General features: G+C 47.2%; 4 protein-coding genes. 3 read left to right on the top strand and 1 reads right to left on the bottom strand.

All coding sequences use genetic code 11. The features are described from left to right. Positions 1-3 precede the first annotated feature (3 nt). Positions 4-1,875, bottom strand: a complete 1,872-nt coding sequence (locus K9W43_10485; protein ID MCF2137644.1) for a VIT and VWA domain-containing protein — start codon at positions 1,873-1,875, stop codon at positions 4-6. 671 nt (positions 1,876-2,546) lie between these two features. Here K9W43_10485 and K9W43_10480 point away from each other — a divergent pair. The 3 genes from K9W43_10480 to K9W43_10470 all read left to right on the top strand — a co-directional run bounded on the left by K9W43_10480 (position 2,547) and on the right by K9W43_10470 (position 17,981). Then, positions 2,547-9,038 carry a hypothetical protein gene (locus K9W43_10480; GenBank protein ID MCF2137643.1) on the top strand — a complete coding sequence of 2,164 codons (6,492 nt, stop codon included), beginning with the start codon at positions 2,547-2,549 and terminating at the stop codon, positions 9,036-9,038. Between the two features lie 4 nt (positions 9,039-9,042). Then, positions 9,043-16,998: a hypothetical protein gene (locus tag K9W43_10475; GenBank protein ID MCF2137642.1), complete on the top strand. Its 7,956-nt coding sequence runs from the start codon at positions 9,043-9,045 to the stop codon at positions 16,996-16,998. 446 nt (positions 16,999-17,444) lie between these two features. Continuing rightward, positions 17,445-17,981 carry a hypothetical protein gene (locus tag K9W43_10470; protein ID MCF2137641.1) on the top strand — a complete coding sequence of 179 codons (537 nt, stop codon included), beginning with the start codon at positions 17,445-17,447 and terminating at the stop codon, positions 17,979-17,981. Positions 17,982-18,095: the final 114 nt, after the last annotated feature.

Genomic DNA, 18,095 nt, shown 5'->3' with positions numbered 1-18,095 from the left:
TCGCTATCGTTTAACTCTGACATATATGACTATTATGACCATAGCTGCTCCTATGCCGATGGCTCCAAATGTAATCAGCTTCCAGAAGAGTGCATCAGATGCAACCACTCCTGGTGCAAACCCAGTTCCTATTATAACTGTCTGAGTACCCGTTAGAGTAGCGGTCTGTTCTCGGAATTCGGTTTCGGTGGCGAGAAATAGGGCTGTGTATCCGCGGACTACAATACCATAATGAAATGACAACCAGATGATCTCATCATACTGTGCCAAGTCATTTGTGCTGGCAAACTGCTTTACAAGAAACGAGATTCTTGTTTGAGCCCAGATTCGTTCAAGATGTGGTGTGGTATTAGTTGCTGGTCCCACTGTGTCTTTGTATTCAACTGGTCCCGTACTATACTCGATGGAGGTATGGATTGATAGTGATCCATTATATCGCCCCGTGACAAGGATCTCTGTTCCGTTGAAGAATGGTGATCCGTAGAGGGGGCTGAGTGTATTAATCTCTGTTGCACCTGTGATGCCTATCGAGTAATTTGAGGCGGCTGGAACAGACAGCATCTTATAAAACTGAAGGATTTGTGTTGATGCTTCTTCACCGGGTTCGATAAAGGTGAAGTAACCATCATTCTGAGCTGCAAGATCGGCCATCATCGAACTATCAGCATTCGCTCCAAATGCGATGGTCGAAATAGACACGCCATGTATGTTCTTTTCATTCAGATGCGAGATTATCTCACTAGGTTCTTGATATTCTCCTGCTGTCGGCATACCATCAGACAAGATCATCATTACGTTGATGTAATTCGTTTCAGATTCGGTGTACATCTGTAGCCCGGTTTCACAGGCTCCGTAGAAGTTGGTTGATCCATCAGCTGTGAGTCCCGAGACCCAATTCTGTGCTGCTTGGATATTGGCCGTAACTCCAGCATGTAACTCCGTCCAGAGCGTACTTACGGTAGTCGAGAACGCAATCACATTGAATAAATCCTTGTCAGTCAGATCATCCATCATGGTAATGAATGCATCCTTTGCTTGCTCGATCTTTTCACCGGTCATTGAACCGGATATGTCGATCACAAACACGTAGCGTCTTTGATATGTAGTCGCAGTATCCGTCATCAGTGGGGCCAAGAGATACCCAAAGAATTCGTCTGTGCCATTTGTATATGTGATAATCTTACTATCCGGCTGATTGATTATTGCATACGTCAAAGCGAGATCTTGTGGCACATAGACGTTTGTTTCTGAGTGTTGTAGTCTTACACCATCGCTCAGATATGTGACGGTCAGACCATTCACTCCTCTCAAATTATATCCTTCAATCGTCCCGTAATTACATCTCACTGTTAGGTCAATATCAAAGTCTGCTTGAACAGTCTGATCTTTTGCAACGGGCAATCGTAGTGTATACACTCCATTCACTCGTGTGAGGAGTCCCTCGATCATGACTCTCACAGTGGCACTTGTTCTTGCTTCCAAGTTAAATGATAATGCATACCCCCCATAATATTGAGTCATAAGTATCGCGCTCTTGTTTTGCTGTACGCTCTCGTTATACTTCTGGATTGCTTCATTGATGTCTAGAAGATGACCCCAATAGGTTGCATTCGATAATTCCAGAGATATATTGCTGAGTCGGATCCCTGTCTGAAGTGGAAATTTCCAAAACACCTCTTGTGCTTGAGCGAGTGTATTCACAAATTGGAGTTCGTATGTCGCGTTAATATAATTATCAATTATTTCTCCCGTAACCCTCACCACTTGTGGTGTCATAGATGTTGTTTGTGTAATAGCTGGTGGTGCGGCGATTAGTGTTAATACCATTGCAAGCGTTACAAGTGTAATAGCGGGTCTTTCTCTTCTCATCATCATAAACGCCTCATACTTACCATCTCACTTTTCTACAATATTCTGTTTATTGAACGAAATGTTCTATATTTTGAACAACCTATTGCTATATTAAACTAGATTCAACGATCCCGTTTCTTCCATTCCTTGTGGAGTACAGCCATAATAAAAAGAGTTAATAATATTTTTAATGAACTTCCTACTTGAATTTGTATAGTCTTGGGATGGACCTTTTTCAGAATGCTGTTAAATATTAATTTTATTCTTTATCTTCGCATCGACCTGTCCTTGGGTATGCTTACGAAAAATCGAGCTTTGAATTTTTCGTCTGGTTCATCTATAATTCTTACTATCGATTTTACGAAAAATCATTCTATTTTCCGACAAAGTTTATGATTTAAACATAACAATGGTCTTTAGTATCCATTTGTAAGTAAAAATGAGGCAATTACAAAAATACGAATTTCCACTTTCAAATATTTCTCGATTTTCGTAAAGTATTAAAGTGATTGAGTAAAGCAACCTACATCTAGGTCATGCTTGAGAGGATGTACGCGCGAACGAGTGATTCTGCAATATGGCAAGCCACCACCATGGAAAGCCAACAAATCTTCCAGTGTGACTGATAAATTGGACGTGTATTATTCATGCGAGAGACACGAATCAGGATTATTACTATTTTATTTTTATCTATCATGCTGCTAGGAATTGTCCCACAGGCAGTGTGGGCCGGGCAAGTGATAGATCATGAGACTAGTGACAAGATATTTCCAGAGCCATTCAATGGTTACGATCTCGGTACTGTATACATCTTCTATGATTCAGCCGATGAGGTCATGCGGGCTGTAGCAGAAGGTGTTCATGAGATAGCCTCCTATCGATTGAATAATGTCATACTTGTGCCGATATCGTCTGCCGAGGACCTTGCGTTCTGGTTATATGATGAACCATGGATTGCAGTCTATGCGTTCCAGTCGAATCTCCAAGGAATACAGTTTCCCGATCGAATGATGCCTTGGTCCGAGTTCTATGGGGTGCTTCATGAGCATAAATCGACTCAGCATATCGTTGGAATGGGCAACACACTCTCTCTGGAGTCACTGCGAACAGGTGACGAGTCATGGATTCATACCAGCGAGTCGGAGCAGACAGATGGACTACTTCTGATTCTCTATGATGTCTATGCAATGAGTCAGATGTGTCAAATGCGGGCGGAAACCGATGATGATTATGCTGGTGCTGCTCAAGACCTGAAAGATATGGCTTTGAAGATGTACGCCGATAATTTCAATGAGTTCTTCAAGCGTACAGTAGAGCCCGTCAATCCGGTTGGTGAGATTGATCCGGTCAAGGCAGAAGAGCGTAAGACCGCGATGTGGGCGCGGCATCCGGGTCATGCAGAGCCAGCGGCATACAAACTTCAAGAGGATGGGTCGCTTGAGAAACTTGATCCTGACGATCTGCCTTCGAACTTTACTCCTGCGATTGCCCTGACCACACCTGCCGATGTTGATCCCGGCGATTTCATTCTTGGTCTTCTCCCTCTGAATTCTGGTCTGCGTGGTCCTGTGGGCAAAGTTGTTGACGTTCTTCTTGATGTTCTTATGTCCGCAGGGAGCAGTGTTCTCTCAATTCCTGAAGATGCGATTGACACTCTGATGGGAACTCTGCAACAGATCATGGATCTTATTGGCATTGTGAAGGACTTTGATTCTAGTAGCCCGATTAAATCAATCATCGAGGCTGTTGCCGATCAGTTCCCCTTCCCTGCCGATCTCAAACCTTACATCACTCCTATTCTCAAGGCACTCTTCAATCTGCGTGGAGACCTCAGTAGCATCACCAGTGTCCTTGGTGAACTCATCAGTGGGCTGTTGCCTGCAATCATTCCCTCTGAGGTCATGGACTTTCTCGATAATGTTCTCAATATCGGTGATGACTTGTGGACAATGATCTCGGATGTCATCTCCGGTGGAAAGGGTGTCTTTGACACGATTCTCAGTTTCATGACGAATAATGTTCTTCAAGCATTGCTGAACAAGACTCTGGTCGCCACTCTCGGGATCACCTCAAGCCAGGCCACTAATCTGGTGGACCGTGGTATCACCTTCATTCGAGCTGTGGTGGACTACCTCTCAAGTTTTGACTTTTCCAAGTTCTTGGAAGATGTTGGTGACGAACTTCTCAATACCGCTCTCAATGTCCTGACCGATACTGCTGGTCAGGAGGTCATTGACAAGATCATGTCCGTTGTAAAGATAGGCATGAGCGCGCTCGATCTTATGGATCAATTTGACATGGAATCAGTAATGTCTCTCGCAGGTCAAATTGTCGAAGAATTTGCAGGGTCGAGTAATATCATTGGGGAGGCTGAGGATCTCGCTCGCCAACTCATGAATGTCACCAAGATCTTTGCAGAAGAGGGTCTCTCCAGTGTGGCCGAATTCAAGAGTCAACTTGAGACTATTCTTCTTGCTAATTTGCAGTCCTCTGTTCCTGCAAGCACACGAACACTCATTGAGGACACGATCACACTCATTGCAGGTATCTATAATGATGGATTTGATCCGGCTCAATTGCCGGATATTTTTGACATTGCAGAGGCTCTTGTCCAACAGCTCGGTCTTGATACCTCCCAGTTCAATACAGTGATGGAGGCCATCAATGGTGCAGTCAAGCCTCTTCTTGGAATAATTGCTATGGTCACCAATAGTGGTGGTCTCAAACAACTTGTCGCTAAGACTGCGGATAACTTCGTGTCCCAACTCGGCTCATTACCTGATATGATCGTCAGTGTCATTAAGATGCTGGACCAAGAGGGTGTGCTCTCTGGAATTGGTAATGTGGACGAGGTGCTGAACACTCTGGGTCAAATTGCAAATGGTATCTTCAATATGATCGGCATGGTTCGAGGGCAGTCTTTCCAGGGCATCATGCAGTCACTGCTCATGTCGGTCAGTTCGATCGTTGCGATCTATCCTTCCTTTGATGGTGTTCCTATTGATGCGTTTCTGAAGCTGTTGCAGTCATTCTTCCCGAGTACCTTCGGACTCACCGGAGATGCCATTCCAAAGGCCAGTGAGGTCATTCAAGAGATCTTGAGTTTTGCAGCAGGGAAACTCAGTGGCATCTTTGACACTTCACTTCTGACAGACATGCTGAACTTCTTATTTAACATCAAAGGAATCTTCACAGATGGTATCCAGTGGATTCTCGGTATTGTCTATGATTGGTTGACAGGTCAGATCACACCTCTCTTGCAACAGCTCGAGACCAGTATCAATAGCGCACTGAACAGTTTTTCAGACCTTCTCGGTTATGCAGGGAACATTCCCATTGGACTCGGAGAATGGAGCCTGTTCGAACTAAACTTCGATTTGGGAATTGTTGCGAACTTCCATCTCAATCCTGATCCGTTCTTTGACTTTCTGAAGGCAATTATCTTTGAGGGACGAAATCCGTTCATGCTCACCTCATTAGGCGACTTCTTCCATGTGGTGATGTCGTTCTTTGAGATCGCTCCACAGTTCCATGCTGAGCTTGGAATGAGCGGTTTTGATTCCTCCAAGAATCCATTCATGGAGTTCCTTCTCTCCTCTCTCGGCCTTGAACTGACCTTCTCTGGAAGTGCCAAGTTCGTGCTCAATATCTTCACGTTCCGAAATGGGATGTTTGAGTGGAATGACTTCTTCAAACTGGTCGAGTGGGGTCTCTCCCTCAAGGTTGCGATTCAACGGACATTCACACTGCTTGATTTCATCACTGGAGGAGTTGGTGGAGGTGTCCTCGGAAAACTTGCGAGCTACATCGGTCTTGACTCTATTAATGTGAAGATCTGGTTTGGACTGGAACTCGATATCGTAAAGAAAGCGGCCACAGCAATTGCGGCTGAGGTTTCAACGTTATCATTAATCCTCACCATTGGTGCAAGCGTGAGCCTAGGGATAGATATTATTGTGGCATCTGCATCATTGATGGGGAGTCTGGAGATCATCTTCTCGTTCTACCAAGATCTGGCAGCGTCAAGTCCGATGAAAATAACGCTTCGATTAATACTGACGCTTAAACTAAAGATCACCTTCCTGTGGTCCACGTGGAAGAAGACGTGGACATGGGAGCCGGGTGGTCCTTGGGACCTCTCGCCCAGTCCCGGTGATGAGGAGTACAAGAAGTCGGGCATGGGCTTCGATACCGACGGTGATGGTCTCTCCGATGAGTATGAGGCCACAATCCCCGGTCTTGATCCGACCAAGCCCGATACCGACGATGATGGTGCAAGTGACAAACTCGAGGTCCAGACGATGGGGACCGATCCAGTCGTCCCAGACACAGATGGTGATGGTCTCCTCGATGGTGAGGAATGGGACCTTGGTACGAACCCGATGCGGATCGACTCTGACTTTGACGGCCTCAACGATAGTGCTGAGGTCAAGATCTATGGTACTGACCCACTGACCCAAGACACGGATGGTGATGGCCTGACGGATTACTATGAGGTGACCACCTCTTGGAACATGACCGGCATCACTCCAACGGTCGAGTACGTAGTCATTGGTGGTGTCAAGTATGACGATCACACTGATCCTCTCAATCCTGATACGGATGGTGATTCGCTTCTGGATGGTCAGGAAGGACCGATGGGTCCGTACTACGGTCTGGACTCTCTCTATAACGACACGGCCGGGTCGGGTAGTGATCCCGCCCCACTCATCTTCAATGGTGGCTACACACATCCCCTCGACGCAGACACAGATGATGACTCGTGGATGCAGCTCTACAGTGGTGAGGTCGATAAATCCCTTAACCAGAAGCTCTACCCTGCTGGTACGGAGGGTCAGGAGTATCCAATGAACGATGGGAATGAGGTCCGAGGCTTTGTCATCACTCTCTATGATGAGGATGGCGAACCCTATGCCAAGCATGTCTATACTAACCCCTGTAATCCGGACACGGACGGGGACACTGGTGTGAGTGAGAGTCAAAGGACCAATCCACCAGCAGGTGCGTGGCTCATGTCTGACGGTTACGAGCTTGCACAGGACCCACCAAGTGATCCTACCAATGGTGACTCTGATGGTGACGGTCTTATTGACGGGCTCGAAGGCATGCTCAGACAGGATAGCAACCATACATACTATCTTGATCCCGATACTGATAACGATGGTCTTCCTGATATGTTAGATCTGTTGCTGGGAACCGACCCGCTCTCTGCTGACACTGATCTGGATATGGTCAGTGATGGTGACGAGTTCTACAAGTACGGGACCGATCCTACCGTTGCAGACAGCGACTTCGATGGTCTCAGTGATGGTGAAGAGTTGTTCTTCTGGCATACTAATCCTATGATGGACGATTCTGACGGTGACAAGTTGAGTGACGGTTACGAGGTGCTAGTGACCGGGTCCAATCCTATGGACGAGGACAGTGATAATGACGGTCTTACAGACTTTCAGGAGTTCTTTATCTACGCGACCGATCCGTTCGTCTATGACACCGATGGTGATGGTCTCTCCGATGGTCAGGAGATCAACCTGTACAATACAGATCCTCTGGTCTGGGATACAGACCATGATTCAATAACCGAACCTAATGAGTATGGTCAATACACTTGGCCAATGTCTGATTATGATGAGGTCATGATCTATGGCACAAATGCAACGGATGCCGACAGCGACCTTGATGGTCTCTCCGACTCCATTGAGTTGTACCTCGGGTCCGGCCTGATTCCATGGATGGATCCAATTCCGCTTGACCCTATGGACAATGACACCGATGACGACTGGTTGGCTGACGGTTCTGAGCTGATGCTTCAGAATGTCAGTGATATCACCTATCCGTACATTGCAGTCCAACCCGTGTTGAGGTTCAATTCATCACCAGTCCTGCAGGATACAGATAACGACACACTCATCGACTATCAAGAGATCTGTGTGTTCAATACTAATCCTGCCAATAACGACACTGATGGTGACGGACTTGGTGACTGGGAGGAGACTTGGGTGTACAACACAAGTGCCCTCTACAATGACACTGATGGTGACGGCCTGCTTGACTCGGAGGAGACCCTCTATGAGGTCTATCCATATGGGGCCTGGCCGCCCACGGACTGGTCTATTGGAATGACCACTGAGAACGAGTCCGCAGAGACCGGTCTTGCCTCTAGTGCGGCATTAGCCACAGCAGTGCCAGCCCAGACTGCTATCCCAGGCCTCTATGCCACATCTGCCACAGATCCCGACTCAGATAATGACTATCTTCCTGATGGGTCTGAAGTATACTTCTACCATACCGATCCTACACGGTCTGATAGTGATGGTGATGGGATTAATGATGGCCTCGAGTTCGATACGGACTTTGATGGCCTGCCTGATGGTCTTGAGTTTAAGCTCGGGACCCAGTTGCTCCTAGGCGGAGGTATCATGAATCCAGACAGCGATCTTGATGGTCTGCTCGATGGTGATGAGTACTACGTCTACGGAACGGATCCAGCAAAGACAGACACAGATGGGGACGGATACTCTGATGGGACTGAGATCGCAGTGGGTACAGATCCGCTCGTGTTCACATCCCAAGACGAGTTTGAGATGGCCTTGGCGATCGCTCGAGGGACGGCCACAATGAAGATCATGATGCCTGTTGCTGGTTCTGAGGTGTATCAGGACACAGCCATTAGTGTGGTGAACTACACAGCGTTTCAGGACATGTGGTTCCAATACAATAATGGATCCGGCTGGAGCGATGAATACGCTCTAGAGTACAATCCTGCTGCACAGCAGTGGCAGGAGACTAATTTCACATGGGCGCCGGGTAATTACACGCTACGTGTATTTGGTCGGAATGCTACTGGGATCGTTCATGCTCAAGAGATCTCGTTCAGAGTGATCGCAGGGATGACTCCATTCCCATGGTTGCTTGTAGGCGCTGCTGCTGGGGCCATTGGTCTGGTCGCGGTGGTGGGTATAGTCGCCTACAAGAAGGGGTGGTTTGGAAAGGCTGGGCGCAAGCTCGGTCTTGGTAAGGACGGCAAAGGAGGCGGTGATGGATCTTCTGATTCTGAAGAGACCAAATCCTCCGAGAAGTCCAAGAAGACCTCTACCAAGAAGTCGACCACCTCAGCGAAGAAGTCGACACGAAGTTCGACGACGAAAAAGAAAGGCCCCTCCAAGGGGAAGAAAGGAGGAGAGTGATGAGATGAATAAGACAAAGATTCTAACCCTATTCGCCTTTGTGATCATGCTGGTCGGGACCTTTTCAGTGGTCCCCGGCCTTCCGGTCACTACCGTTAATACACAAGCCCCGACAGCGGAGGAGCCAACGATCCAAGATGCGGTCGGAGACCTCGATGTCATGCCGCAGGATATGCAGGACGCTCTGGCCAGTGCATTGCCCGGCGATATTGATCCCGGTGTGGACCTGACGGACGATGTGGGCTTGGTGTTGAAAGATAATCCAAATAATTACAAGGTCACCTATGAACCTTGGAAGACTAAGGCTGCCATCCATGCTATTGCCTACGATGAGGACTCAGGTTTCCTCGCTCTCGGTGGTGGGTACCTCTATGATAATGAGATCCACATCTACCGTTACAATCCTACGACCGGCAAGTTTGACAAGGTCTGGGACAGTGGTGACAGCATCATCAAGGGCGATGTTCTCTCTCTTGCAATTGGTGACACTGACCTGAACGACTTCATGGAGATCGCGGCTGCCAGCTCTGATGGCCGTGTCTATGTCTTCGAGCAGCGTCATATCTACGACCCTTACGCCAATACTGAGAACATGTTCGATCACGTCTGGACGAGCCCATACACCTTCCGGGCATTCTCTGTGACAATCGATGATGTTGATCGTGATTATCGACCTGACATCGTTGTTGGTTCTTGGGACGGTAAGGTTCGCTGTTTCGAGTACAGTAATCACAGCGGCTATCCGTTCAATGAAGAGCACTGGATCACATACGATGAGGTCTGGAACTCTGGTGACACGATCGACGGTCGCATTTACACTGTGGCCACTGGCGATACCAACAACAATGGTCTCCCAGAGATCATTGCTGGAACTCGGGAGGGTCGTGTCTACGTCTTCGAGAATGACGGCGTTACGATGTGGATCAATGGAGAACCCTTCCCGTTGATCAATGATAATCACTACAAGGTCGTCTGGACCTCAGAAAACTATACTTGGACGCCAATTATGGACATGGAGGCTGGTGAGCTTGATGGTACCCCTGGTGAGGAGATCGCTCTTGTCGCTCAGGGGCAGGGTGTCTTCGTCCTTGACTGGAATCCTTCGAGTCAGACTTATACCTATGAGAAGGTCTATCGACCGTGGGACGCTTGGCAATCCGAGAGTCCTTCTCCATGGAGGTTCGACTTCTGGGCCGACAGTGTTGTGTCAGCCAACAACGTCTCATATCAATTCGGAAATGGGACTCTCATTCCCGAGCCTATCTCTTACACGATGGTAGGAGGTTATGCTCATCCTGATGCTGAGTGTTATCCGTTCAATACCGGCTTGGCAAATGAAACCGATGGCTACTATACAATCTTTGATGCATCTGATCCGTCGGTGGATAATGCAACCGCGATCATCGACTTCGGGAAAGATGAGGAAGGAACTGGTAGTGCCAGTGCGGATCCGGACCTCGACATTACATTCAGAGACTCTCTCATGGGTAGCTTCTACTACTCCATGAACATCTCCGTGTCACAGAGCGGCACCGATTGGGAACAGGTCGATAATATGCGGTTCTCATACTCCGGTACTCATCTCTACGTTGATGTTGATGATGCACTCAGCGCTCGACACTGGGACTGGTTCCGCTACATCAAGATCTCAGTCTATGCGAATCAGAGCTTTGCCATCGATTCGATCAAGCTGGCTCAGGTCTATACTCAGGTCACAACTGCTCTGACAGTAACAATCGGACCATTACCCGATGCTGTTTCTGTCACAGGTCCAGTTGATTTTGGTAACAAACTTTTGGTTGGAACTGTCATAGGTACAATTCTTGCTTTCAGTCATGGCTCCTCATATGATCTTGTTTGGGACTCTGGTACCGATGATAGTTTTGCAGTTGGTACTAATATCTGGGACATGGTTCATGTTGGTGGTGATAGCCGTCTACCCTTCTGGTTACAGTTCTGGTATTCGTATCTGACTCCACCAGGTGGTACAAACTATGTGCATTGGAGTCTTGGCGATGTTGATCCTCTTGATTGGGTTGGAGGCGTCAATCCCTACAACATTCTTCTTGTAAATGATGCCAACGAAATTTTTGTCTATACTGATACTGGCTCTCCTAGTAATGTCACTCTTGCTCTTGATACAACACTCACTAATCTCTTCACTCCTATAGTTACAGAGTCGGGATACAGTATGCAATCAGTTGAGATGCTTCTCAATCCTGAGGATACCACTCTTCCATTTGCAGTCGTATCCTATTTGAGCGATGACCCAAGTACTGGCGAGTCCTTTGATTTTGGAGGTACTATGGCTGGTGATTTGCAATTTTACTACCGCTTGGATTCTTCGAGTCCTTATACCTCCTATCTCAAAGTAGAGGAAATCGATTACACTGGAGACATAGTTGCAGCCCTGACAAAAGCCAAGGCTGGCCCGTATATGGAGTTTGTTGACTGGGATGGTGATGGGGATCAGGACATGATTCTCTCAACAGGATTCCTATACTACTGTGAAAACTTGGGTATTCCTTCTGGTGCTTCGCACATCAAGTTCAAGCTTCATCCAGGTTATTTTGCAGATATTAATACAGGCGAGATGAGCTACTTCTGGGGTCAACCAACAGCAGCAGATTTCGATAATGATGGGGATCGAGACCTTGTTCTTGGCTATGTTGGAAAGCCCGGGTTCACCTACTGGGAGAATACAGGCACAATGAATGCGCCGACTTGGGTGCAGAATAAGCGGCTCTTCAAGAATACCGATCCCGAAGCAAGCTTCAGATATCAGGAGTATTATGATATCCGCGTGGCTCCTATGGGTCATGCTCTTCCAGCTGATACTGGAGAGATGTACGCATCAATCCTGAACTGGAATGCCTTTGTAGACAAGGACTATACTCTCCTAGCATACAAACCCTCGACCAACCAGCTCTTCAACTTCTGGCCGATCTATGATCAATCTGAAGGCTATGTGGTAGCCACCTATCCTGAAGTCAAGAGGTACGAACTCATGCCACGTGATGGTGAGACTGTTCATAACTACGGTTTCCATGTCTACGAGACTTGGAGTACTACGAATGATCTCAATGGCTGGACGCTCTCTGTCACTTCCGACGATGTTGATGGTGATGGTAAGGGCGAACTGATTGTAGGGGACTATGATAACAACGTCTACATCTTTGAGCATATGGTCAACAATTCCTACAAGAGGGCCTTCCGGTCCTTTGACATCAACTACACAGAAGAGAGCACGACCAGTCCCTACTACTGGCAAGAACTCGAAGGCATATCTGGATCGTTCAAACGAGTGATATGGAATCATGTCGATCATGTTCTTGCAGGAATGGATATCGATCGTGATGGACGAAATGAACTGGTTGCAGCCGCAGGGATGCAACTCTACGTCTTTGAGAGTACAGGCATTGATGATACCTACCGCTTGGCCTATACAATTGACTTCCGTAATTCACAGTTCAATACAACTGTCGGTTGGAACTATGTAGATGGAATCACAGCCTTGGCTTCGGCTGATGATCTTGATTACAATCACATGAACGAGCTCATTGTGGGTCTTGGTCCGTATCTCTTTGTCTTTAATGTGCCTTACAATGGTTGGGATTCGACAGATGAATACTTCATGGGTGATGCTCTTGAAGGAAGACATTACCTCCTCGGAAACGGCGCTGACAACTCATACCGACATGCCAAGATACAGGCCATAATCACTGGGGATACAGATGAGGATGGCTACCGCGAGCTCATCATCGGTGGTGAGCTTAATGTGACACAGAGTCGCTCTGATGGTTTCGTGAAGATATACGAGTGGACAGGTCTTCTCTTTGAGGAGGTCTGGAATGCGCCATCCGAACTGACCTATTGGAATCCGGTCACAGATATTGCAATCGACGATCAGGACTTTGACTCTCGTCAAGAACTCATCATCGGTCATTCTAAGGGCTTTGATGTCTGGGAGTGGAATGGTACTGACTCGGGCTATGATAAGGTTGAATATGTGACTTCCTCGCCGAACTATCCGTATATCGGTATGAAGACGGTTAGGAACAATCCTGAGCCTAATACTCTGCTCACAAGTAGAGGCCAGAATGATATTGCCTATATCTTCAATGATTACGACTTTATCGTTGGTGTCTATGTGAATGTTACTTCCAATATTTATGCCCGTATCTACTGGCGAGTTTACAATCCTTCAATTGGAATGTGGAGCAATGGCGATCAACTATTCCCCACGACCTATGCGCACTTTCCATCGTATACGGTCTACAACGAGATGGATCCCAGTTTGTACTATCATTCGAATGGGACGTTGTACATCACTTGGCGTACTCGCATGTGGACAGGTTCCGCAGACCAGTACGATTTCTGGTGGTCAAAATACGATCGCAATACCTTCTCTTGGATCGAGCCACAACACATTACAGATGCGCAGTATCGGAGGCAATCCAAGATCTATTTGCTCTCTGACGGCACATTTGGTATTGCATATTTGAGTTCCACCCTCAATCGCCTATTTTGGGGATATTACATTCCTGCTACAAGTAGCTGGAGTGTCGGCCATCTCCTCTACTATAATGACTACGCATCATACTACGTGACCAGCTTTGATATGGCACGGATGAATGATGATGGTTGGGCAATTGCAGTTTCGGCACGTAACGCTTCAGTTTCAAAGACTGATCTTGACATCTATGTCATGACCTCCAACTCTTCATGGAACTTTGCGGACAGTCATATGTATGCGGCGACCTCATCGTATTTGGATGAGATGTATCCAGATCTGGGTCAACTGGGCAACCCTGAGAACAATCTTATGGTTGTATATGAGGTTCCTAATGCTGAACTGCCCGACAGTGTCCAGATGAGTTACTCTCTCACAGGCACCTATGCCATGTGGCGAAAGGGTGAGCCGTTGGCCTCGATTCCTGACTTCATAGTCCGGTTGGATAATGGTGACGGTACAGCGAGCTATTACTGTCGCAATTCAACTGGCTATCTTGTGCCCATATTGAATCCCTATGTGTATTCACCAAGTGTACTTGGGCTCAGAAGCGGCGGTTTCATGAATACGTACGTCTTCGACTTTTCAACACGTACAATCTATGATCCTTCACTTCCTAGCGGAGGGAACTTGGATCCATCTAATCCCTACTATACTTACAAGCTCTATCACGAATATGCAGACTTTGTCTACGGGATTAATCCTTCATCTAGATTTACTCACTACAATATTCGTGGTGTGGTCGATCTTGATGTCGGCGACACTGACGGTGATAATCGCCGTGAAGTGACAGTGGGATTTGACGATCGTGCTGCCACCTACGAACTCGTCAGTTCGAATGGTGCTAATGGTGCGATGGAGCACCGAGAGGCGTGGCTTTCTGACCCATTTGATCACGATGTCACAGGCGTCACGGTCTATGACCTGAATGGCAATGGCTTCGAAGAAATCGGCGTTTCCTGTGAACGCGGAGATGTCTTTGTCTTTGAGACTGATAATTCGGCCACTCGCCCCTTAGACTTGCATCTTGCTAGTTTACAGTGGAACAATACAGGTGGTACCGATTTGTACAATGGCTTTCGTCAGCGATTGGTTGTGGCAGATATCGATGGTGATGGCTACGACGAGATTATTCGTGGTGAGTACAATGGTTCAGTTCGAGCCTTTGATCATGATGGAACCGAGATTTGGTCTAACAACGACTTCACAGGCTACGTCTATGATATGGCTCTTGCCAACACCTCGACTGGTCTTGTCTTAGCGGTATCATACGAGCGGTTCAACTATACCCTCATCGATGTGGCCACAGGTCTAACGCTCTGGAATACAACATTTCCGGGCTTCTCTCTGACCTTCTTTACCACAACATACTATCCTGGTCGAGTCATTTTTGGTGATGTATCTGATGCTCCGGGCACTGAGATTATCGGCACGAATACGGCTGATGCCGTACGTGTCTGGGCTCAGAATGGTACGATGCTTTGGTCAACCGATTTTGGGAACGGGCTTTTCACAACTGCTGTGGTTGTTGGCAACTTTAGCGGTCGTGACTATTTGGACATTGCAATTGTCCACGTTAACCACACCATGACCTTCCTGTATGGAAATAATGGCTCCATTATCCGTCATCTAGAGGGTGACTACGGATTTAGTTCTGTATCACCAGTCGTCTTTGACTACAATGGCGATGGTTATGATGATGTGGCTATAGCTAATCGACGGTTGGCTGTTGTTGACGGACACGCTGGTAATATGCTCTACAATTCTACTGCGGAACTCGCCGAAGATATTGAAGAAATCTGGATCTCGAGTTTTGATGATGACATCCAACCTGAGGCTTTGTTGCGTACCAGTAAGGGTGTATATTATGAAGAACTCACATCCGGAAGGCAGGTATGGTCATACAAACCTCTGGGATCACCACTTGCCAAGGGCTACCTCGGAACATTCTCAGATGGTAGGTTAGGCCTTGCACTTGCACTGAACAATGGCTGTTTGGTTGCACTTGACGCTCTAACTGGTCTGCCTATCTACTTTGAGATTGCTGATGTTCAGTTCGATGGAGTTGCAGCCGCAGACATTGATGGTGATGGTGTCGATGAACTGATTGGTTCCACTACGACCGGTCAGCTATTAGCATACGATGAGGCTATTCCGACTACCGAGGAGCCTCCTGAGGCCTTCTCTGCGTGGAACCAGTATTGGTATCACAACTTCAACCAGACAGTGCGGCTGATGTTCAGTCACAATATCAATACTGATCCTCAGGACGAGCTGATCATACTCGATGGCAGCGAGATCCGAGCACTCAAGACCGATTATTACATGACCCTGTGGAACTATTCGGTGCATGGAGTGATCTATGATGTTGCCTTTGGGGATCTCTCAGGGGATGGCCATGATGACATCCTTGCGTACTATCTTCGCCTACCTGAAAACACCTTCACGGTCTTTGCCCTTGATGGCGTGACGGGTGTGCCTATCTCTGCGATCAACAAGTCCTATGGTTCTGGCACGGTGAATGCAATTGCCGTTGGTAATTTCTTACCGAGTGTGTCAGGACTCGAGTATGTCGTCGTGATGAAGTACGGCACATCAACTGGTGCTGCTGTCTATGACAATACTGGCACGAAGCGGTACACGACCTCGACAAACAAAAGCAGTAATGCATTTGCGGTTGTGACTGGCGAGTTTGATGGCGCGACTGGTCTTGACTTTGCATTTGGGACAACTAATGAGGTATTGTTCTATTCAGGTGATTGTACCTTTAGGGGTGCTTTGCCTGCTAGTGGGACAATCGTCAAACTTGCTGCTGGCAATTTCAACGGCGATTCGTATACTGATGTAATCGCAGTCTCTGCTAATGGCTTTGTACGAACTATTAACGGGCAGACCAAGACCACCTTCTGGTTCCATTCATATGGATGCAATATCGATGGGCTAGCAGTTGGCGAGTTCGACACCATGATCTCCAATGATGAGATCATGTTGAGCTTGCGCGGTCATGGAGTGCTCATAGTGCGTGCTGATGCGTACTTTGAACTCGGTTCCCTGAATGTCGCTTCTCCACAGTACATCTGGTTGACGACTGGTGATGTTGACGGTAACGGGAAGCAGGATGTCGTGCTGGTACAGGACGCTCAGCTCTCTATCTATGAGGTTGGGACATGGACCAATATTGGCATCTACTCATCACATCGCACGATCTATGATTTCGTGTTGGGCAACTTTGATGGCAAAGGCTCTCTTGATCTGGCATTGAACTATGACACCCGACTGCAGATTGTGACCAATGGTACGCGGCCAACACAACCATTGTTCTCGGTCGATGTGGCACCCTCTGATGTTGTCGGTCTTGGTCTAACGACAGTCGCCTTCATGAGCGGACTTCCTCTCGTTTTAGGCATAGTCGTTCTCGTCAAGAGGCGTCGCAGACTCGTCAAATAGAATAAACTCTTACAGAGGCCGATCTGATAGGTCGGTCTTCTGTTCCTTTCTTTTTGTTTTTTCAATTGGCGCGATTGAATGATATGACCATATGTTTTTTATGCATAGTTGATATTATAACTAGTGGATGTTTTCTCAGGACTTTGGCAATGTACTTCAAAATTGATGATGATTACCGAAAGTTTATACAGAAACAATCCCTCTCACATATGGGCGCAGTCGAATGAACCGAGGGTCGATAGCCTGCTTTGGCGTGCGGCAGGTATCTTGCGTACATTCTCAAAATAGGATGTATGGAATACGACGCTCAAAATGTATTTGATAGGTGGTGGCGCGGCAAGCGTCGTATTGCCCCGGTCACTGCGCCCACCCTCTTCTTCTAATGATCAATATTGAGACCATGCGTCAATCGGTTGTCTAATTAGCGAATTTGTATCATTTAGTGCATGGGTCTACGACAATTCCTCGCTATGATTGGTATCATGATCATAGCATTAGTTGGTACTCCTGGTGTTCGCTGTTCTCCTACTCTGGGGAGCAAACTGATGATCTCTCAGGATACACTCCGGCCTGAGATTTCTGCTTGGGGAATTGTCGGAGATCCATCCTCTGATAACTCATTTTCTGTCTGGGCCAATGTGAGCGATTCCGGAACGGGTGTCAGGAATGTATCCTTAGTCACTCAACAAGATACTGGCAATACTACAGTCACCGAACTGTTGAGAGACGGTCCTCTCTATACTCATGATATTCCCGGTCTTCCTGTGAACCATACGTACACGCTCTATATCCTTGCTTTTGATCTTGCAAATAATTCCGCCACGAGCTATTCTGTCACTGTGGACACGCACCCTACGCCTCCAGCTACTTTTGATCCAAATAGTGCAATGCCCGTTGTTGTTGTTTCCAGTCTGCTATTGGGTGGTCTCACTATATTACTTGCCATTGTTTATCATCGGTGCAATTTGCGAGCGCTGGAATAACTGTCACCGGATAATCGCGTGTGCGATTATATTTATTATAAGATGGCTCTTGTCCGTTGTAGCATTTGGATATAGTAAACTGGTGCCGCGCCTGATGGCGTATGTATGCTATAT

The organism is Candidatus Thorarchaeota archaeon (assembly GCA_021498125.1).
Lineage (GTDB): Archaea > Asgardarchaeota > Thorarchaeia > Thorarchaeales > Thorarchaeaceae > B65-G9.
The sequence above is the reverse complement of the archived record's forward strand: the minus strand, read 5'-3'. Positions and strand labels throughout refer to the sequence as shown.

What these genes read in the sequence shown, in the direction of transcription:
- K9W43_10485 (MCF2137644.1), bottom strand. Translation starts at nt 1,875, where the DNA reads ATGATGATGAGAAGAGAAAGACCCGCTATTACACTTGTAACGCTTGCA.
- K9W43_10480 (MCF2137643.1), top strand. Translation starts at nt 2,547, where the DNA reads ATGCTGCTAGGAATTGTCCCACAGGCAGTGTGGGCCGGGCAAGTGATA.
- K9W43_10475 (MCF2137642.1), top strand. Translation starts at nt 9,043, where the DNA reads ATGAATAAGACAAAGATTCTAACCCTATTCGCCTTTGTGATCATGCTG.
- K9W43_10470 (MCF2137641.1), top strand. Translation starts at nt 17,445, where the DNA reads ATGGGTCTACGACAATTCCTCGCTATGATTGGTATCATGATCATAGCA.